The sequence below is a fragment of the Streptomyces sp. NPDC047022 genome, from assembly GCF_040644155.1.
Lineage (GTDB): Bacteria > Actinomycetota > Actinomycetes > Streptomycetales > Streptomycetaceae > Streptomyces.
In genome coordinates this window covers 181,620-201,537 of the sequence record NZ_JBEYVV010000009.1, presented here as the reverse complement: position 1 = coordinate 201,537, position 19,918 = coordinate 181,620, and the positions used below count along the sequence as shown (strand labels likewise).

14 protein-coding genes are annotated in these 19,918 nt (G+C 70.8%); 8 read left to right on the top strand and 6 right to left on the bottom strand.

Features of this window, described 5'->3' with window-relative positions:
• Positions 1 to 48: 48 nt before the first annotated feature.
• The 3 genes from ABZ845_RS13270 to ABZ845_RS13260 all read left to right on the top strand — a co-directional run bounded on the left by ABZ845_RS13270 (position 49) and on the right by ABZ845_RS13260 (position 2,573).
• Entirely contained in the window at positions 49 to 963 is a 915-nt protein-coding gene (locus tag ABZ845_RS13270; RefSeq protein WP_360977452.1) for a slipin family protein, read from the top strand.
• A 160-nt stretch (positions 964 to 1,123) separates the two neighbouring features.
• Positions 1,124 to 1,621: a glutathione peroxidase gene (locus ABZ845_RS13265; protein ID WP_360977449.1), complete on the top strand. Its 498-nt coding sequence runs from the start codon at positions 1,124 to 1,126 to the stop codon at positions 1,619 to 1,621.
• 88 nt (positions 1,622 to 1,709) lie between these two features.
• On the top strand, positions 1,710 to 2,573 hold the full coding sequence (locus ABZ845_RS13260; protein ID WP_360977446.1) for a MerR family transcriptional regulator: 864 nt from the start codon (positions 1,710 to 1,712) through the stop codon (positions 2,571 to 2,573).
• 112 nt (positions 2,574 to 2,685) lie between these two features.
• On the opposite strand, the gene ABZ845_RS13255 is transcribed toward ABZ845_RS13260, so the two are convergent.
• Both ABZ845_RS13255 and ABZ845_RS13250 read right to left on the bottom strand, forming a co-directional pair.
• A complete protein-coding gene (locus tag ABZ845_RS13255; protein ID WP_360977444.1) occupies positions 2,686 to 4,614 on the bottom strand; it encodes an MFS transporter in 1,929 nt (642 codons plus the stop codon).
• Between the two features lie 277 nt (positions 4,615 to 4,891).
• On the bottom strand, positions 4,892 to 7,309 hold the full coding sequence (locus ABZ845_RS13250) for a D-alanyl-D-alanine carboxypeptidase (protein WP_360977441.1): 2,418 nt from the start codon (positions 7,307 to 7,309) through the stop codon (positions 4,892 to 4,894).
• A 229-nt stretch (positions 7,310 to 7,538) separates the two neighbouring features.
• Here ABZ845_RS13250 and ABZ845_RS13245 point away from each other — a divergent pair, with 229 nt between their 5' ends.
• From ABZ845_RS13245 to ABZ845_RS13235, 3 genes are all read left to right on the top strand, one after another.
• Complete coding sequence (locus ABZ845_RS13245; protein WP_360977438.1) at positions 7,539 to 8,291, top strand: GPP34 family phosphoprotein; 753 nt, start codon at positions 7,539 to 7,541, stop codon at positions 8,289 to 8,291.
• Between the two features lie 705 nt (positions 8,292 to 8,996).
• Complete coding sequence (locus ABZ845_RS13240; RefSeq protein WP_360977435.1) at positions 8,997 to 9,854, top strand: helix-turn-helix transcriptional regulator; 858 nt, start codon at positions 8,997 to 8,999, stop codon at positions 9,852 to 9,854.
• Between the two features lie 204 nt (positions 9,855 to 10,058).
• The gene (locus ABZ845_RS13235) at positions 10,059 to 10,247 is read left to right on the top strand and encodes a DUF397 domain-containing protein (RefSeq protein ID WP_360977432.1); all 189 of its coding nucleotides are present in this window, start codon (positions 10,059 to 10,061) and stop codon (positions 10,245 to 10,247) included.
• Positions 10,248 to 10,337: 90 nt separating this feature from the next.
• Here the strand turns inward: ABZ845_RS13235 and ABZ845_RS13230 are convergent, their stop codons facing one another.
• Complete coding sequence (locus ABZ845_RS13230; protein WP_360977527.1) at positions 10,338 to 11,177, bottom strand: hypothetical protein; 840 nt, start codon at positions 11,175 to 11,177, stop codon at positions 10,338 to 10,340.
• Positions 11,178 to 11,373: 196 nt separating this feature from the next.
• Between ABZ845_RS13230 and ABZ845_RS13225 the strand changes: the two genes are divergently transcribed.
• Positions 11,374 to 12,159, top strand: a complete 786-nt coding sequence (locus ABZ845_RS13225) for an SDR family oxidoreductase (protein WP_360977429.1) — start codon at positions 11,374 to 11,376, stop codon at positions 12,157 to 12,159.
• Positions 12,160 to 12,190: 31 nt separating this feature from the next.
• Here ABZ845_RS13225 and ABZ845_RS13220 read toward each other — a convergent pair whose 3' ends face one another.
• Positions 12,191 to 14,785, bottom strand: coding sequence for a bifunctional FO biosynthesis protein CofGH (locus ABZ845_RS13220; RefSeq protein WP_360977426.1), 2,595 nt, complete (start codon positions 14,783 to 14,785; stop codon positions 12,191 to 12,193).
• 174 nt (positions 14,786 to 14,959) lie between these two features.
• On the opposite strand from ABZ845_RS13220, the gene ABZ845_RS13215 reads away from it, so the two are divergent.
• A complete protein-coding gene (locus tag ABZ845_RS13215; RefSeq protein ID WP_360977423.1) occupies positions 14,960 to 16,477 on the top strand; it encodes a CehA/McbA family metallohydrolase in 1,518 nt (505 codons plus the stop codon).
• A gap of 222 nt (positions 16,478 to 16,699) precedes the next feature.
• Here ABZ845_RS13215 and ABZ845_RS13210 read toward each other — a convergent pair whose 3' ends face one another.
• On the bottom strand, positions 16,700 to 18,151 hold the full coding sequence (locus ABZ845_RS13210) for an aldehyde dehydrogenase family protein (protein WP_360977420.1): 1,452 nt from the start codon (positions 18,149 to 18,151) through the stop codon (positions 16,700 to 16,702).
• A complete protein-coding gene (locus ABZ845_RS13205) occupies positions 18,148 to 19,878 on the bottom strand; it encodes a D-aminoacylase (protein ID WP_360977417.1) in 1,731 nt (576 codons plus the stop codon). The genes ABZ845_RS13210 and ABZ845_RS13205 overlap by 4 nt, the downstream gene beginning before the upstream one ends.
• Between the last annotated feature and the right edge of the window lie 40 nt (positions 19,879 to 19,918).

The window sequence follows — 19,918 nt, the reverse complement described above, 5'->3', positions numbered from 1 at the left end:
CCACTGGGATGTCACTCTTCGACACCCCAGTGAGGGAAGTGGTGTGCCATGGAAGGCACCGTCGTCGCAGTAGCCCTGGTGGTCGTGCTGGCCCTGCTCGTACTGCGCAGTGGGATGCGCGTGGTCAACCAGATCGAGCGGGGCGTCGTGTTCCGCTGGGGCAAGGCACTGCCGCAGCAGCGGCAGCCGGGCATCACGTTCCTGATCCCGGTCGCCGACCGGATGCGGAAGGTGAACGTGCAGGTGGTGACCATGCCGGTGCCCACCCAGGAGGGCATCACCAAGGACAACGTCTCGGTGAAGGTCGACGCCGTGGTGTACTTCCGCGTCACGGACCCCGTCCGGGCCACCATCGAGGTCCAGGACTACGTCTTCGCGGTCGGCCAGGTCGCCCAGTCCTCGCTGCGTTCCATCATCGGCAAGAGCGACCTCGACGATCTGCTGACCGACCGTGAGCGGCTGCACGAGGGGCTCGCCCTGATGATCGACAGCCCGGCCGCCGGATGGGGCGTCCACATCGACCGTGTCGAGATCAAGGACGTGCAGCTTCCCGAGTCCCTCAAGCGGTCCATGTCCCGGCAGGCGGAGGCCGAGCGTGAGCGACGGGCCCGCGTGATCACGGCGGACGGCGAGTTCCAGGCGGCCCAGCAGCTCGCGAACGCGTCCCGCATCATGTCGGACACCCCGGAGGCCATGCAGCTGCGGCTTCTGCAGACCGTCGTGGAGGTCGCCGCGGAGAAGAACTCGACGCTCGTGATGCCCTTCCCGGTCGAACTGCTGCGGTACTTCGACCGTGCGGCGGCCAAGCTGGGGTCCGAGGGCGGGCCCGCGCCGGCGGTACCGCCGGCAGGCGGAGCCCAGGCTCCGGCGGCTGCTCCCGGCGCTCGGCGCGACCCCCGGCTCGATGAGGTCCCCGCCCCGGCTCCGGCCCCGCAGTCCCTGCCGCACACCGAGCAGGCGTAGGCCGCGGCGCCCGCCGGAACGACGGCTCGCCGCTCCAGGCGCCGTCATCCGGCGGGCACCCGTCCCCTCCCCCGCCGCTCCGTACCGCCCGCGCCCCCGGCCCGACGTCCCGCGGGTGGCGAGGTCTCCGCGTATTTCGGGCGCGGCTTAGCATCGCCTCATGACGATGACAGAAAACGTGCTCGATGTTGAGATCGGATCCCTCCAGGGCGGTTCCGCGGATCTGGCCCAGTACGCGGGGAAGACCGTCCTCGTGGTGAACGTGGCTTCCAAGTGCGGGCTGACCCCGCAGTACGCGGGTCTTGAGCGGCTCCAGGAGCGGTATGCGCCGCTGGGCTTCACCGTGCTCGGAGTGCCCTGCAACCAGTTCCTCGGGCAGGAGCCCGGGAGCGCCGAGGAGATCGCGGAGTTCTGCTCGGCGACCTACGGCGTGACCTTCCCGATGACCGAGAAGGTCGAGGTGAACGGGGAGGGTCGGCACACGCTGTACGAGCGTCTGGTCGGCTTCGCGGACGGCGAGGGACACACCGGGGACATCCGCTGGAACTTCGAGAAGTTCCTGATCGGCAAGGACGGCCGGATCGCCGCCCGGTTCTCCCCGCAGACGGAGCCGGAGGCGGCCGAGGTGCTGGCGGCGGTCGAAAAGGCCCTCGGCTGAGGATCCGAAGCGGTTGACCTTGCCCCTGGGGCAGACAGGAGCGTCCTCCTCGCCGGGCGAAAGGCGCCCGGCGACGGAGGATGACCTGGTGGACGACGATCTGCTGACCATCGGCGCGTTCGGGGCCCGCTCGCGGCTGTCGGCGAAGGCACTGCGGCTCTACGACCGGCTGGGGCTGCTGGCTCCCGCGCACGTCGACGAGACCAGCGGCTACCGCTATTACCGCACGGACCAGGTCGAGCGCGCCCGCACCGTGGAACTGCTGCGCCGCCTCGACATGCCGCTCGCCCGGATCGCCGAGGTGGTCGCCGCCCGCGAGTCGGACGGCGAACGGGCGGCCGAACTGCTCGCCGGCTACTGGGCCGGTGTCGAGGAGCGCATCGCCGCGCAGCGCAGGCTCGCCGAGTACCTCCGTGGACGACTGTCGGGGAGGAGTTCCGAGATGTACGGGAAGTTCGTGGTGGAGACGGTGGACGTGCCGGAGCAGGTGCTGATCACCGAGAAGCGGCATGTGCTCGGGGACGAGCTGCCGGCCTGGATCGGGGCCTCGCTGGGGCGGCTGGAGGCGGCGGCGCGGGAGTGCGGCGGGGTGAGCGGATCGCCCTTCGTCGTGTACTACGCGGCGGTGTCCCAGGAGAGCGACGGGCCCGCGGAGGCGTGTGTGCCGGTGGCCGACCGCGAGGCGGCCGAGGCTTGGGCGAGGGCGCAGGGCCGGGCACGGGAGATCCGGGTGCGGCGGGAGCCCGCCCAGCGGCTCGCCCGCACCCGTATCACCAAGGCACAGGTGGCGCATCCGCAGATCCTCGCGGCGTTCGAGGCCGTGGAGGCGTGGATGGCGGAGCAGGGGCTGGAGTACGCGGGCCCCTGCCGTGAGGTGTACTTCGCGGACTGGGACGCGGCGGGGCCCGAGGACGCGGTGTGTGACGTGGCGTTTCCCGTCAAGGGCGCCTAGGGTCTTTCGTTTGGATCAGACCGGGCTCGCGGGGTCTGATCCAAACGAAAGACCCTGGGCACCACTCGCCCCTGCCCTGCTCGGCGCGCGCCGGCGGGGCGGGGGCGGTGGCTCAGCGCAGTTCCTGCGGGCAGGGGGTACCCCGTGGCAGCTGGTACGGGGCGGCCAGGCGGTAGGTGCCCGCACGCGGGGCCACGAGTTCCGTCCACTTGTCGCCGGAGGTGTCCTCGGGCGTGTCCATCAGGCAGCCGTTGAGGTTGACGTACGACTTCGGCATGCCGGACGGGCGGTGCTTGGACACCTCCGTCTCCTGGGGCGGCTTGACGCCCTTGCCCTGCGCGTCGACCAGGCCGAGCCACGGCGAGTACGGGACGCGGATGAGCACCCGGCCCGCCTTCTTCACCTCGATCGTCAGTTCGCCCTGCTCCGCCCGGTCGACCACCGCGGGGGGATCCGCCAGCGGGGTGGGGTCCGTCACCGCGAACAGCTGCCAGTTCGGGTCGCCCCAGATCTCCCTCAGGTACGGCATGCCCCGCAGGACGAGTTCGCGCTCGCGCTGGCCGCCGTCGCCGTCCGGCTCCCCCTTCGGCAGCACCACGAAGTGCACAGCCCAGCGCTGAAGCCACGCGTGGTAGTTCGCGGAGTTGAGCGTGTCGTCGTAGAAGAGCGGGTTGCGCTCCATGTCGGCCTGCCGGTTCCAGCCGCGGGCCAGGTTCACATACGGGGCGAGCGCCGACGCCTCACGGTGCGAGCGCGCCGGGACCACCTCCACCCGGCCCTTCTCCGCGCCCGTCACCTGGAGCTGGTTGACCAGCGGAGCGAGCTCGCGTGCCCAGGACGCCGCGGGGGTCGTGTGCACGATGTCGTCGATCGTCTTGGCGCCGATGTACACGATGAAGCCGGTGAACGCCACGACGATGGCGTACCACTTCCGGCTGCGCGGCACGGTGAACGGCAGCGCCGCGATCAGCGCCACGCCCGCGAAGAGCATCGCGAGCCGGGTGATGTTCGAGCCGATCTGGGAGCTGATCAGCCACACGAGGAGCACGGACAGCCCGTACACCCCCGCCGTGATCCGTACCGTCTTCCACTCCTCGGGAACCAGGAGGAAGACCAGGACCGCGAAGGCGAAGGGCAGGATCGCGGACCAGAAGGTCATCGGCTGGGTGCCGGAGAAGGGGAAGAGCCACGCCGACAGGCCGACGACCGCGGTCGGCGCCAGGCCGAGGGCCCAGGCGCCCGGGCGGCGCTTCTGCAGGAACAGCGCGACCGCGATCAGTCCGACGAACAGGCCCGCCACCGGGGACGACATGGTGGCCAGCGCGGCGAGCGGCGCGGCGCACAGCGCCTTCGCCCACCGCTTGTAGCGCCAGCGGTACGGCCAGCAGAAGACGCTCGCCGTCGCGCCCAGTGCGAACATCGTGCCCAGACCGAAGGTCACTCGCCCCGAGATGGCGTTGCACAGCAGCCCGAACACCCCGGCCATGGCCGGCCACAGCGGTTCACGGACGGCGCGGCTGCGGATGAGGATCAGCATGAGCAGGCCGGCCGAGATCGTGCCCGCGATCATCATCGTCGTACGGACGCCGAGGACGGACATCAGATAGGGAGACACCACGCTGTACGACACCGGGTGCATGCCGCCGTACCAGGCGAGGTTGTACGCGGAGTCCGGGTGCCGGCCCACGAACTCGGCCCACGCGTCCTGCGCGGCTAGGTCGCCGCCGCTGTTCGCGAAGGTGAAGAACCAGACGAGGTGCAGCACGCCGGCGAGGACCGTGACCGCCAGGACGGGATGCCTGCGGGCCAGGTCCCCGGCCCGGGACGAGCTCACTCGGGTGAGCAGGGTCCGCAGGGCGGGCGGAAGGGAGGGTGCGGCCGGTTGCGGGGCCGGGACGTCCGCCGGTTCCCCGGTGGGTTCGCCGTCCGAGGGCTTGGGGTCTGCCGCGGGCGCGTGGGGCGGTATTCGCCGGTCCGATGCCTCGCCCGGCCTACGGCCCGGATCGGCGTCGTCGGCGTGTGTCGGCTCCGCTGTGGCCACCTGAAGGCACTCCCCGTATCCCGTTCTGTTCTCCACCGTTTCCGGTTCCGTCGTCCGGTCCCGGTCTCGGTTCCGTTCTCCCGTTCTCGCCCCGTGCCCGGCCGTCCGCAAGAGTTCCCTCAACGTTGCGACAGGCTTCGCTCCGGGGTCCGTCCCGGGCCAGGATGCGAGGCTCGCGGCCCGGCTCGATCTCGCGACGCTAGCACGCACCCCGCCGCCGGGCTCCCGGGCGGGGGCCCGGCGGGCGGAGTACGTGTCGCGGGGGCTTCCCGCCGGCTCAGCCCAGTCGGGTGAACTTCTCCCCGTAGCCCGGCTCGGTCAGGTCCTTCTGCAGGGCGACCGGGATGTTCACGGACCGGCTGGAGTCATCGCCGACCGTGAGACGGCCGACGACCGTCCCGGCCTTCGCCTCGTGCGGGACCGCCTGGCCGCCGTCACCGAGGGAGAGCCTGGTCTTCAGGCCCGGCCAGCCGACCGCCGTCATGTTCTGAGTGGCGACCACGGGCGTCCTGCCGCCGAGCTGGTCGTCCACGTACCCGACGACCTCGCCCTTCTTCACGATCGTCGCCGTGGTCAGACTGTCCTGGATCTTGTTGATCAGCTTCTCGCTGTTGCTCAGCGCCAGTTTGAGGCTGTGGTCGAGGATGCCGGGAGCGTGCTGGTTGAGGACGGCACCGTAGATCGTCTGCGTCTTGCCGCCGACGACCTTGGTGGCCGCCCACACCAGGTCTCCGCCCGCCGGGGTGGACGAGCCGGTCTTCAGGCCGATCACGCCGATCCCCTTCACCAGCAGATCGTTGGTGGTGTAGATCGGCTTGTCCAGACCGGGGATGTGCGCGACGCCCATCCCGACGACTTCGCGGAACACCGGGTTGTGCATGGCGGCCTTGGCCAGCTTGAGCTGGTCCACGGCGGTGCTCACGGTCGTGGAGTCCAGACCGCTCGGGTCCGTGTACGTCGTCTTCGTCATGCCGAGCTTCTTGGCCTCGGCGTTCATCTTGCCGACGAAGGTCTTGTTGTCGGAGTCCCAGCGGGCCAGCAGCCGCGCCACGTTGTTCCCGGACGGGATCATCAGCATCTCGAGCGCCTGCCGCTCCGTGAACTGCTGCCCCTTCCTCATGGCCGCCGTGGACTCGTCCAGCTTCTTGGAGTCGTCCTCGGCCTGCTGGTCCGCGGTGATGCTCGGACCGCCCTCGGCGCCCTTGAGCGGGTGGTCCTGCAGGATGACGTAGGCCGTCATGATCTTGGTGACGCTCGCGATGGGCTTCGGGGTCTGGACGCCATCGGTGCCGACCAGGCCGACGCCGTCCACCTCGACCGCCGACTGGCCCTGGCCGGGCCACGGCAGGTCGAGCTTGCCGCCGAAGGTGTAGGTGTCGTCGGCGGTCAGCGCGAGGGAAGCGGCGGGCAGCGGACGGACCGCCTGCACGATCGCAAAGATGACCGCCAGCAGAACGGCGAGCGGGGTCCAGATCTTGATCCGGCGCACGATGGTGCGCACCGGGGTCTCCGGCGGCGGCGGGGTGTTCGTCAGCTCGGCGAGCAGATCGAGCGGCGGCTTCGGCGGAAGCGGCTGCTGAGCGGTGCGCTCGGGGCCGACCTGGGGCAGCGCGGCGGTCGCGTCGGCGGGCGCGGACACGGGCTTCGGCTTGGGCTCGGCCTTCGGGCTCTCCGGCTTCGCCGTCTGGGGCTTCGGCTCGTCGAGCGCCTTCAGGGCCACGAACTTGCTGGTGCGCTCGGCATCGGACTCGTCCGGCTTGCGGGCGGCGGTCTGCTTGCCGTCGGCCTGCTTGTCGCCGTCCGACGCGGGCGACTTGGCCGCCCACGCGGGAGCGGGCTTGTCCGACGGCTTGTCCGACGGCTTGTCCGACGGCTTGTCCGACGGCTTGTCCGACGGCTTCGTGGCGCCGCCCAGCTTCAGCATGGTGGTGGGCTGGTCCACCACGGGCTTCTTGGTGGATTCATCGGATTTGCCGGAATCATCCGGTTTATCCGATTCCGCCGGGGCCTTCGGCGTCTTCGCGCCGCCCAGCTTGAGCATGGTCGTGGGCTGGTCCACGACGGGGCGCCGCGCCTTGAAGACGGCGGTGGGCTGGTCCACGGCGGGCTTGGAAGCCTTCCCGTCCCCGGACTTGGCGGCGCCGTCGGCCTCACCGGCGGACTCGGAGGCCTCCTCGCCCGCGCTCCCGCCCTCGGAGGCCTCTTCGGCTTCGGAGGCTTCTTCGGCTCCGTGGGACTCTTCGGCTTCAGGGGCCTCTTCGGCCGCGGGGGCTTCCGGCTCCGTGTCAGCGGCAGAGTCATCGCCGGCGCCGATGTCGCCGTCGGAGTCGGCCCCTTCAGGCTCTTGAGCCTCGGCGGACGTCTCACCCTCAGCGGGCTTCTCCGCCTCCGGGGACTTCTCCGTCTCCGCGGACTTCTCGGACTCGGCGGACTTCTCGGGCTTCTCGGGCTTCTCCGTGTCAGCAGTGTCGGCGGGCGCCGCCCCGCCCTCGTCCACGGCCACACCGGAGGTGCCCCGCAACCCCCGCGTGGAGAAGACCGCCGTCGCCTGATCGACCCGCGCCTTCTCACCGGCGATCACGAGCCGGGGGTCATCCCCGGCCTTGGTCGGCACCGGAACCGCGGCGCCGCTCCCCGACGTCGGTTCTTCCGACGACCCGTGCTGCTTCGACTTGTCGGGGGACTCGCCCGCCACCGATGCCTCCTCCTCGCGCCACACACCCGGGCAGCGCGCCTTGCCGAACCGTGAACCGACGCCCGGACAGCGTTGTCCGAACCATGTACCAGTGTCCTGTGTGAGGGATTAACCCCTGGGCTAGACGAGAACGACATACGTAGCGGTTCCACTACATTCCGGTCACGCACTCTCGACAGACCAATGTGAGAGGGGTCACCCTGTCATTCATCCACGCGGGGAGGCATGGATGGGCAGGAGCCGCAGAACAATTCCGGAGGAGCTTCTGCTGCTCGCATTGGACCCGGCCACGGGTACCACTGCGCAGCCGCAGTCGCTCGACCTTGGTCTGGCCGGAGCACAGCTAGTGGAGCTGGCGCTGGCCGGACGGATAGCCCCTGACGGGGATCGTATCGCCGTGGTGGCACCACGGCCGACAGGAGATCCGACTCTGGACTCCGCGCTGGAGTTGCTGCGCAGGCGCGGCGCTCCGGTTCGGGCCGTCCACTGGATCGGCGGGCCGCGTCTCGGGCTCCGCCAGACCTATCTCTCGCATCTCGAACGGTGCGGCATGGTCCAGGCCGTGCCGGGCCAGATGTGCGGGGTGCTGCCGACGACTCGGTATCAGGCGACGGACACCGCCATCAGCCGGGAGATCAGGGCCCGGCTGGATTCCGCGATCCGCACCGGCGTTCCACCGGACCCGCGGACCGCGGCACTTGCCGCACTGGCGCACGCGGTCGGCCTCGGCAAGCACCTGTATCCGGGCAACGAGGGACGTTCGTCCCGCTCCCGGCTGCGGGATCTGATCAGGCACGACCCCATGGGCGGCCTCGTGGCGCACGCGGTGATGGACGTCCAGAGCGGTGCGGCCGCGCAGCCGCGCCGCAATCCGGCCCAGGCCGGCCGTCCGGCCGCGGCCGCCAGGCCGACAGCGGAACCCGCTCGCGGTGTCCCGATGCAGCCGCGCCGCGGATCAATGGCACGCGTCGTGGCCCACTGACCCGCTGAGCCGGAGCTCCACGGCCCAGCGGAATCAGCGCGGACCCACGGCAGAAACCACCCGCCTGGACCACTCTGCCGACCCAGCGAGACAGGCACAGGAGGATCGATACGGCAGGTACGGCGCTCACAGCACGCGCGTACGGCACGTATCGGGAGACATCGCACGGCCCGGCGCACACAGCCGGTCCCCGAGCTAGTGCCGTGGCAGGCAACGTTTGCCCGTTGAGGAGCGGCGTCCGGCGCGTGCTCTCGGCGTGCCGGCCGGAAGCCCTCGTACTGGATGTACTTGGGCTTTCGGCCGGTGCGGCGAGAGCATGTGCCGGGCGTCGCGACGGGGCGAACCTTGCCTGCCGCGGCACTAGTGCCGTGGCAGGCAGCCGCGAGCACGCGCGGGGCGGTGGGACGGTACGTCACAAGCGACGACACGGCCCCACCGCCCCGCGCGCTCGTATGCGCGCGCCGATTCGAGGTGGTGCGGCCGCGATTCCGTACGATGACGCCGGCTCGTGAGGCATCCGGACGTCCGTACCCTTAAGGCACGGCAATGTCATATGCCGTCCGGCCAACTTCTCACCAAGGGCGGCCCAAGTGGGCGGCGGGCGCGGCATATCCGTTGTTTCCCAGCGGTAAGAAGCACCTTGGTGGCAATCTGCTCAGCAGCAGATACACAAAGTAGAGGTACGCAGCCGGAGGTGCACGTCCCGTGGCGTCCAATGTCAACCCCACCGTCCGGCGCCGCCGGCTCGGCCAAGAACTGCGACGGCTCCGCGAAGTCAAGGGCATGACGGCCGAAGAAGTCGCGGAACGCCTGCTCGTCTCGCAGTCGAAGATCAGCCGCCTGGAGAACGGCCGCCGCAGCATCAGCCCGCGCGACGTCCGCGATCTGTGCGGTGTGTACGACGTCGACGACCAGCGCGTCGTCGACTCTCTGATGGAGATGGCCCGGGACTCCCGCCAGCAGGGCTGGTGGCACGCGTTCGGCGACATCCCATACAGCGTGTACATCGGACTGGAGACCGACGCGGAGTCGCTGCGGGTGTACGAGCCCCAGATCATCACCGGTCTGCTGCAGACCCGTGCCTACGCCGAGGCGCTCATCCAGGGCGCGCTGCCCGAGAGTTCGGCGGCCGAGATCGACAAGCGCATCGAGGTGCGGATCCGGCGTCAGGACCGTGTCGCCGCCACGAGCAACCCGCTGCGTCTGTGGGTGGTGCTGGACGAGGCCGCGCTGCGCCGTGTCGTGGGCAACAGCCTGGTGATGCGGGAGCAGTTGGAGCATCTCGCGGAGATGTCCCAGCTGCCGCATGTCACCGTGCAGGTCCTGCCGTTCGACGCGGGGGCGCATCCAGGTCTCAACGGCCAGTATTCGATCCTGGAGTTCACCGACACCGCCGACTCCAGCGTGGTGTACCTGGAGGGCGTCACCAGTGACCTGTATCTGGAAAAGCCCCTGGACGTGCAGAAGTACTCCGTGATGTACGAGCACTTGAGGGCCCAGGCCCTCAGCGTGGAGCGGTCCCGCCAGTACATCGCGGAGGTCGCGAAGGACTACGCACGCTGAAAGGCCGATGCCGCTGAGACCGGCGAGGAACAAAGGGCGGCGGATCTTACACCAGCGGAACCTTCAGGCGGAAGCTCCATTGGAATATGCCATTCGGTCGAGTGAACGCTCCCTCCGGACAGGAAAGTTGCCGAGTAGCGTCGATCGCGCCATCAGACAAACACGGTGGCCGGATCACCACAGCAACTCGCTACTGGAGTGAACATGGCAGTACAGCAGGGGTCCACGGAGACGTGGGTCAAGTCGTCGTACTCGGCGGGCAACGGCGCGTGCGTCGAGGTCAAGTCGCCCACCACGGCGGCGCTCGCCGTACGTGACTCCAAGGTTTCCGAGGGGCCTGTCCTGGCCTTCCCCGCCGACGCCTGGAACAGCTTCGTCGCGTCGATCAAGTAACACCGAGCGGGACAATTCCACAAAGATCAGCGATAGCCCTCTCGACTGGACCGCCGTCCCGGCCGAGGGGGCTAGCACTTTGGGCCCCCGTCACCGCAGTTCGTTCACGTACCGGTCAGTACCCGGCACGGTGGGAATGAACGGCGCCACCAGTTCCACCCTGCCGAGACCCCCTTCCGCCACCGCCCGGTCCAGATCCGCGAAGTGCCGCTCCCAGCACTCCCCCGGGTCCGCCTCCAGGAACCACAGCAGGGTGAGCCGGGTGTCCACCCCCTCCACCTGCTTCACATAGGTCATCCGGTCCCCCGGCAGCGGCGTGGGGCGAAACAGTGTGACCATCGCCGCCGGGGAACCCGCGAGCCGACGCGGAAGATGGCGGGTGCGCAGCCATTCCACCAGTTCAGCGCGTTCCTGCGGCCCGTTCGCGTCGATGACCTCCAGGACCAGGCCCGCGTAGAGGTGGTCCAGCGCATGGAAGTCGCGTGGTCCCGCCGCGCCGTCCCGGTACACCGTCGCCTCGTGGTCCTGGAACGAGGTGAAGACATGGGTACGGTCCTGGTAGACGCGACCGTCGCGGTTGAGACGCCGGTTGATGCCGACCGTCCAGCGCATATGGTCGTCGTAGCGGCCGTCCGTGATCCAGTACGTCGAGAGATAGCACCCGGTGGTCACCGGCTGTGCGACCGCCGACTTCTCCGGGTAGCGCAGAAGCTGCAGTTCGCGGGTGGCGACCCAGCGGCGGCCCGCGAACATCCACGGCATGGCCATGGCGCCGGCGTAGTAGTGGTCGTCCTCGTACCAGCGGTTGTAGGCGTACTCGTGCCCCGGATGCGGCTCCACCATGGTGATCAGGGCGTGCCCGGGGTGGACGCCGTAGGGCCCCACGGCGGCCAGTTCCGCGTACACATCACTGCGCGTGTCCTCGCCCATCCCGCTGTCCATTCCGTTGCCCATGCCGCCCGCCCTTCCTTCCCTTGCCCTCTGCCGCCGTTCTCTGCCGCCGTTCTCTGCCGTCGCCCTTTGCGGAGGTCCGCTGCCGCAGTCCTCTTCCTTCCTCCCCCGGACGCCCATACTCTGACGGATCGTCAGATGAAGCGCCAGAGCCGAGAGCCGAGAGGCCATCGCCATGTCACTGCTCGCGGGCAAGACCGTCGTCGTCTCGGGAGTCGGGGCCGGACTCGGCCACCAGGTCGCCGCGGCCGTCGTCAGGGACGGGGGCAACGCCGTCCTCGGCGCGCGTACCGAGGCGAACCTCGCCAAGTCCGCCTCCGCGCTCGACCCGGACGGCGCGCACACGGCCTACCGTGCGACGGACATCACCGACGAGGCCCAGTGCGAGGCGCTCGCCGCGCTGGCGCTCGAGCGGTTCGGCGGTCTTGATGCCGTGGTCCATGTCGCCGCCTGGGACAGCTACTTCGGCGGTCTGGAGGACGCGGACTTCGCCACCTGGCAGTCGGTGATCGACGTGAACCTGCTGGGCACCCTGAGGATGACCCGTGCCTGCCTGCCCGCGCTCAAGTCGGGGGGCGGCTCGGTCGTCATCATCGGCACCCAGTCCTCCGTGGCCGCCCCCTCCCAGGTGCGGCAGGCCGCCTACGCGTCCTCGAAAGGTGCGCTCACCAGCGCGATGTACTCGCTGGCCCGGGAGCTCGGCCCGTACCGGATACGGGTCAACACGGTGCTGCCCGGGTGGATGTGGGGCCCGCCCGTGGAGGCGTACGTGCGGTTCACGGCGCATACCGAGGGCGTACCGGAGGCAGAGGTGAGGCAGCGCCTGACGGACCGGATGGCGCTGCCTGAACTGGCCACGGACGGCGACGTGGCGGACGCGGCGGTGTTCCTGGCGTCCGACCGGGCGCGGGCGGTCACGGGGCAGTCCCTGCTGGTGAACGCCGGGGAGCTGATGCGCTGACCTCGTCCGCTCCCCGGCGTTCCCGGCCCTCTCAGTCCAGCACCGGCAGCAGTTCCGGCAGGTGCCCGTCCGATGCCTCCGCCGCCCTCTGCCGCTCCTGCGGTACCTCCCCGTACAGCGTGGTGCGCGGCCTGGACGGGCGGCCCGCCGCCTCCGCGACCGCCACCAGGTCCTTGACGGACTTGTACGAGCCGTAGGAGGAGCCCGCCATACGGGAGATGGTCTCCTCCATGAGCGTGCCGCCCAGGTCGTTCGCACCGGAGCGGAGCATCTCCGCCGCGCCCTCCGCGCCGAGCTTCACCCAGCTCGTCTGGATGTTGGGGATGTGCGGGTGCAGCAGCAGCCGCGCCATGGCCGTCACCGCGCGGTTGTCGCGCGTCGTCGGACCCGGGCGGGAGATGCCGGCGAGGTAGACGGGTGCGTTGGTGTGGATGAACGGGAGCGTCACGAACTCCGTGAAGCCACCCGTCCGCTGCTGGACGCGGGCGAGGGTGCGCAGATGGCCCAGCCAGTGGCGGGGCTGGTCCACATGGCCGTACATCATGGTCGAGGAGGAGCGGATGCCCAGCTCGTGCGCGGTGGTGACGACCTCGATCCAGGTGGCCGCCGGGAGCTTGCCCTTGGTGAGGATCCAGCGGACGTCGTCGTCCAGGATCTCGGCGGCCGTGCCGGGAATCGTGTCCAGCCCGGCCTCCTTCGCGGCGGTCAGCCAGTCGCGGATGGACATCCCGGTGCGGGTGGCGCCGTTGACGACCTCCATCGGTGAGAACGCGTGCACATGCATGCCGGGCACCCGTTCCTTCACCGCGCGCGCGATGTCGAAGTAGGCGGTGCCGGGCAGATCGGGGTGGATGCCGCCCTGCATGCACACCTCCACCGCGCCCACGTCCCACGCCTGCTGGGCGCGGTCGGCGACCTGGGACAGGGAGAGGGTGTAGGCGTCCGCGTCCGTGCGGCGCTGCGCGAACGCGCAGAAGCGGCAGCCCGTGTAGCAGACGTTGGTGAAGTTGATGTTCCGCGTGACGATGTAGGTGACGTCGTCGCCGACCGCCGAGCGGCGCACGTCGTCGGCGATGCGGCACAGCGCGTCGAGGGCGGGGCCGTCCGCGTGCAGCAGGGCCAGGGCCTCGTCGTCCGTGAGCCGGGTCGGGTCGTCCGCGGCCGTGCGCAGGGCCGTGCGGACATCGGTGTCGATGCGCTGCGGCACCATGCCGGGTACGGCCGCCTCGCGCAGTGCCTCCCAGTCGCCGTACACCGCATCGAAGTCGTCGCGGCGGTCGCCCGTGCGGCCCTCGGTGTCGATGGTCCGGTACAGGTCCGTGCGGCCCCGGCCCTGGCCGGTGAACGCCTCCTCCGGCTCCTGCCACGGCCTTCCCTCGACCAGCGCGTCCGTGCGCGCGAGGCCCGTATCGGGGTCCGCGAGCGCCCGGACGTGCGGCAGCAGCCTCGGATCCAGCCAGGGCTCGCCGCGCTGGACGAACTCCGGGTAGACGCACAGGCGTTCGCGCAGCTCGAAGCCGGCCGCGCGGGAGCGGCGCGCCAGCTGCTCGATCTGGGGCCAGGGCCGTTCGGGGTTGACGTGGTCGATGGTCAGCGGGGAGACACCGCCCCAGTCGTCGATGCCCGCGCCGATGAGCCGCTCGTACTCGTCGTCCACCAGGTTCGGCGGGGCCTGGAGGCAGGCGGCGGGCCCCATGATGTGCCGGGCCACGGCCACCGTCGCGACGAGTTCGTCCAGTTCGGCGTCCGGCATGCCGCGCATCGCCGTGTCCGGCTTGGCGCGGAAGTTCTGGATGATCAGTTCCTGGACGCCGTGGTGGGCGCGGGAGACCTTCCGCAACGCGAAGAGCGACTCGGCGCGCTCCTCGTACGTCTCCCCGATCCCGATCAGGATCCCGGAGGTGAACGGGACCGAGGAGCGGCCCGCGTCCTCCAGCACCCGCAGCCGCACGGCGGGCTCCTTGTCGGGAGAGCCGTGGTGCGGACCGCCCGGCTCCGACCACAGGCGCGTCGCCGTCGTCTCCAGCATCATGCCCATCGACGGGGCGACCGGCTTCAGCCGCTGGAAGTCCGTCCACGACATGACACCGGGATTGAGATGGGGCAGCAGGCCCGTCTCCTCCAGGATGCGGATCGAGATGGCCCGTACATAGGCGATCGTGTCGTCATAGCCGTGCGCGTCCAGCCACTCCCGCGCCTCGGGCCACCGGTCCTCCGGCTTGTCCCCCAGCGTGATCAGCGCTTCCTTGCAGCCGAGCGCGGCGCCCTTGCGGGCGACGTCCAGGACCTCGTCCGGGGACATGAACATCCCGTGCCCCGCGCGCCGCAGCTTGCCGGGCACGGTGACGAAGGTGCAGTAGTGGCATTTGTCCCTGCACAGCCGGGTCAGGGGGATGAAGACGCTCTTCGAGTACGTGATGACACCGGGCCGTCCCGCGGTCAGCAGGCCCGCGTCCCGTACCCGCGCGGCCGACGCGGTCAGATCGTCCAGGTCCGCGCCCCGGGCCTGGAGCAGCACCGCGGCCTCGGTGACATCGAGCGCGACACCGTCACGGGCGCGTTTGAGGGCGCGCCGCATGGAGTTCTCGGTGGGGCCGCCGGTTCCGGAGGTCGCGGAAGTCGTCATCCCCCGAGCATACGTTCGCGGAGATGAGGCGTGGCGATCCGACGGGCACCCGGTGTTACACCGTCTCGCGGCTTCCGATCGGCTGCTTTTGCCCAGGAGTTAACGGGCGCACACCACAGTGGTACGTGCCAGCCCCGCACCACCCCTGCCATCCGACACGTTGGGAGCAGCACCATGTGCGAGGACGACCACGGCATCGGCAGACGCGCTTTGTTCGTGACGGGCGCCGCCGCCGCGCTTACGTTGGCCACTGTGAGCTTCCCCCAGGGTCCCGCCGCGGAGGCGGCCGACAACCAGGAGACGAGGACGGTGCGCGGCACGCTGCCCCCCGGCTGCCCCGACTTCGTGTACCTGCCCGTCGACGTCCCCGAAGGCGTCCGCGAGATCAAGGTGGCCTACTCCTACGACAGACCGTCCGTCCCGGCCGGCACCCCGGGCAACGCCCTGGACATCGGCGTCTTCGACGAACGCGGCACCGACCTGGGCGGCAAGGGCTTCCGCGGCTGGTCCGGCGGCGCGCGCGGCGAGTTCTTCCTCCGCGCCGACGACGCCACCCCCGGCTACATCCCGGGACCGGTCCGCCCCGGCACCTGGCATATCGCGCTGGGCCCGTACACCGTGGCAGCGCAGGGCCTGGCCTACGAGGTCACGATCACGCTCACGTACGGCTCGCCGGGCGAGACTCCCGTGCCCGTGTACCCGCCGTCCCGGGCGAGGGGCCGTGGCCGCGCCTGGTACCGGGGCGACTGTCACCTCCACTCCTGGTACTCGGACGGCGGCCGTACGCCCGCGGAGATCGCGGCGCTGGCGCGCGCCGCCGGGCTGGACTTCATCAACACCTCGGAGCACAACACCCACTCCTCCCACGCGCACTGGGCCGATGTCGCGGGCGACGACCTGCTGGTCATGCTGGGCGAGGAGGTGACGACCCGCAACGGCCATGTGCTCGCCCTGGGCACCGACCCCGGCACGTTCATCGACTGGCGCTACCGGGCACGCGACAACCGCTGGGCGCGGTTCGCCCGGGAGATCCACCGGACGGGCGGCCTTGTCGTCCCGGCCCATCCGCACGCCACCTGCGTCGGCTGCGGCTGGAAGTTCGGGTTCGGGGAGGCGGACGCGGTCGAGGTGTGGAACGGCCCCTACACGCCGGACGACGAGGTGACGCTGGCCGAGTGGGACAACACGCTGGTGGCGGCGGTCCGCGAGGGCCACGCCCGGTGGCTGCCCGCGATGGGCAACAGCGACGCCCACCGCCCGCCCGACGCGGTCGGCTCCCCGCAGACGGTGGTCCTCGCCGACGACCTCACCCGCGAGGCCGTCCAGGAGGGGCTGCGCGCGGGCCGCTCGTACGTGGCCGAGTCGAAGAACGTCTCGCTGACGTTCGAGGTGACCGGCGGGCGCGGCGAACACGCGGGCATCGGCGAGCGGTTGCGCGTGGACCGCGACGCCCCGGTGACGGTCCGCGTCACGGCCGAGGGTGCGCCTCGCTGCACGATCCGCCTCGTCACCGACCAGGGCGTCCTGTTCACGAGCGACCCGCTGCCGGTGTCGGGGCCGGGCACGGCGGAATGGCACACGACGCCCTCCTACGCGGCGTACGTACGCGCCGAACTGCGCCATGAGACGGCCGTGGGGCCGCTGCCGGGGGCGTTGGCGGCGTTCACGAATCCGATCTTCCTGGGCCGGTAGCAGCCGCCGCACGGGGCACGGTACGCACTGGGTACGTGGGGCCCGGGCGTTGCGACGGGGCGAACGTCGCCTGCTGCGGCACCAGAGCCGCGAAGCGAGGAACGGGAGGCTGCGCGCGAGCCGGTGGGCATGACCGTGGGCCGCGGCGGGCACACGGGCCTGCTCGTCCGCTCGGCGGACCCGCGGCCTCCCGCGTCCTGCTTCACCCGGTGAGCAGTTCGTTCAGCCCGGCCAGACGATCGCCTGGAGTTCGCTGTACGCGTGCAGGGCGTAAGTGCCCACATCGCGGCCCACGCCGCTCTTCTTGAAGCCGCCGAACGGCGCCTCCATGTTGCGGCCGACGGTGTTCACTCCGACCCCGCCCGCCCGCAGCCGGCGGGCCACGCGGAAGGCGCGGGCCACATCGCCGGACCAGACGTAGTCGATCAGGCCGTAGTCGCTGTCGTTGGCCAGGGCTGTGCCCTCCTCCTCGTCCTCGAAGGGGACGACCACGACGACGGGGCCGAAGATCTCCTCGCGGACCACCCGCATGTCGGGGGTGCAGTCCGCCAGGAGAGTGGGGGTGACGTAGAAACCGCGGTCGTGTGGTGGGCGGGTTCCGCCGGCGACCGGTCTCGCGCCTTCCTTGCGGCCCAGTTCGATGTACGACTCCACTCGGTCGCGGTGTGCCGCGGAGATCAGGGGGCCCACCACCGTCGCCCGTTCGCGTGGGTCGCCGACCGGCAAGCGCGATGCGTATGCGGCCAGTCGGGAGACCACACGGTCGTAGACGCCCCTCTGTGCCAGCACCCTCGTCGGTGCCGTGCAGATCTGGCCGCTGTAGAACGAGAACGTCGTGCCGATCCCGGACACCGCCGCGTCCACGTCCGCGTCGTCGAAGACCAGCGCCGCGCCCTTGCCGCCCAGCTCCATCAGCTGGCGCTTCATGGACCGGCCGCACACCTCGGCGATGCGCTGCCCCACCGCCGTGGAGCCGGTGAAGCTCACCATGTCGACGTCGGGGCTGTCCACGGCCGCCTCGCCGGTGTCCGGGTGCGAGCCGCTGACCACGTTCACCACGCCCGGCGGGGCGCCCGCCTCCTGGAGGGCCTCCGCCATGCGGTACACGGACAGCGGGTCCTGCGGGGCGGGCTTGACCAACACCGTGTTGCCCATCGCCAGCGCGGGGGCGACCTTGCCCGCCGGATTCGCCCAGGGGTTGTTGTACGAGGTGATGCAGGTGACGACGCCGACCGGCTGGCGTACGGCCAGCGCTCCCATCACGGCGGCCGGACCGAACGGTCCCGCCTCGTTGATCTGCGGCGGCAGCGGCTGCTCCACGGGCTCCACACGGGCGTAGCGGCGGAAACGGGACACCGCGACACCGACCTGCATCCCGCGCGCCGTCCCGGTCGTGGCACCGCTCTCCGCCTGGGCGAGCTCGGCGTAGGGCACGAGGTTGCGCTGCATCACGTCCGCGGCGCGGGCGAGGACCGCCGCCCGATCCTCGGGTGCCGTACGCGACCACGGCCCGAACGCCTCACGCGCAGCGGCGGCCGCCGCGTGCACCTGCCCCCGGGACGCCTCGGGCGCCCAGCCGACGGTCCCCTCGGTCGCCGGGTCGACGACCTCGTAGTGGCCGCCGTCGGGTTCGGTCCACTCGCCGCCGATGAACAGTCGCTGGCGTTCGCTCACTTGGTGCTCACCGTCCTGGTGTCGCGGCCCGAGCGCAGCACCCTGCCCGGCACGGCCCCGGTCACCACGTCGTCCCGGATCGCCTCGGCACCGTTGACCCACACCGCCCGTATCCCGATGGCCTTGGAGTCGAGCCTCGGGCTCTGCCCCGGCAGGTCGTGCACCAGGGTGGCCTGGCCGGCGTCGATGCGCTGCGGGTCGAAGAGGACCAGGTCCGCATGGAAGCCCTCCCGCACCCGGCCCCGCTCCCGCAGCCCGAAGAGCTGCGCGGGATCGTCCGTCAGCATCTTCACGGCCTGCTCCAGCGGCACCAGCTTCCGGCCGCGCAGGCAGTCCCCGAGGAACCGGGTCGTGTACGGGGCGCCGCACATGCGGTCCAGGTGGGCGCCCGCGTCCGAGCCGCCGAGCAGGACGTCCTCGTGCCGCCAGGTCTCGGCGCGCAGGGCCCAGGATGCCGGGTCGTTGTCGGTGGGCATGGGCCACAGGACCGTGCGCAGGTTGTCGTTCGCGCAGATCTCGACGAGGCAGGTGAAGGGGTCCTGGCCGCGTCCGGCTGCGATGTCCTTCACCACGCGGCCGGTCAGGCCCTCGTTCACCGGGCTGTAGGTGTCCCCGATGACGTACCGCCCGAAGTTCGCGAGCCGCCTGAAGACGCCCGCCTCCTTGGAGTTCGCGCGGCGCAGCATCTCCGCCCGCACCTCCGGGTCGCGCAGCCTGGCGATCCGCTCGGGCACGGGCAGACCAAGGATCTCTCCCCAGCCGGGGATCAGGTTCAGGGCGCAGAAGGTGCCCAGTGACATGTTCATCGGGGTAAGGATCGGCATGGTGAGGGCCACCACCCGGCCGCCCGCCTTGCGGGCACGTTCGCTCGCGAAGAGCTGGCGCGGCACGCGTTCCGGTACGGCCGCGTCGATCGTCAGGACGTTCCAGTTCAGGGGACGTCCGGCGACCGCGCTCATCTCCACGAACAGGTCGATCTCCGCGTCGCTGAACTGGTCGAGGCAGCCCGCGACGATGGCTTCGATCTGCGTGCCGTCGTGCTCGCCCACCGCTTTCGCCAGGGCCAGCAGTTCGGCGGGCTCGGCGTGCCGGGAGGCGACCGGGTGGCCGTCTCCGTCGGAGTGGGTGGAGGACTGGGTGGTGGACAGGCCCCAGGCCCCGGCGTCCATGGCCTCGTGGAACAGCCGGACCATCGCGGCCAGTTGCTCGCCGGTCGGCCGGCCGCCGATCGCGTCCGGGCCCATCACATACCGGCGCAGCGCGCAGTGCCCCACCATGAAGCCCGCGTTCACGGCGATCCGGCCCTCCAGGGCGTCCAGGTACTCCCCGAAGCCGTGCCAGGTCCACGGCGCCCCCTCTTCGAGGGCGACCAGGGACATGCCCTCCACCCTGGCCATCATCCGGCGGGTGTAGTCGGCGTCCTCGGGGCGCGCGGGGTTCAGCGGGGCGAGCGTGAATCCGCAGTTGCCGGCCGCGACCGTGGTGACCCCGTGGTTCAGGGACGGGGTCGCGTACGGGTCCCAGAAGAGCTGGGCGTCGTAGTGGGTGTGGGGGTCGACGAAGCCGGGGGCGAGGACGAGTCCTGCCGCGTCCTCGCTCGTACGGGAGTCCTCGGTGATCCGGCCGACGGTGGCGATACGGCCGTCCCGTATGCCTACGTCAGCGGTGTACGCGGGTGTGCCCGTCCCGTCGACGACTGTCGCACCCTTGATGACGTGATCAAGCATGGGGCTTGCCTCCTCGAGTTCCGGCGCGTCGGACGTACCC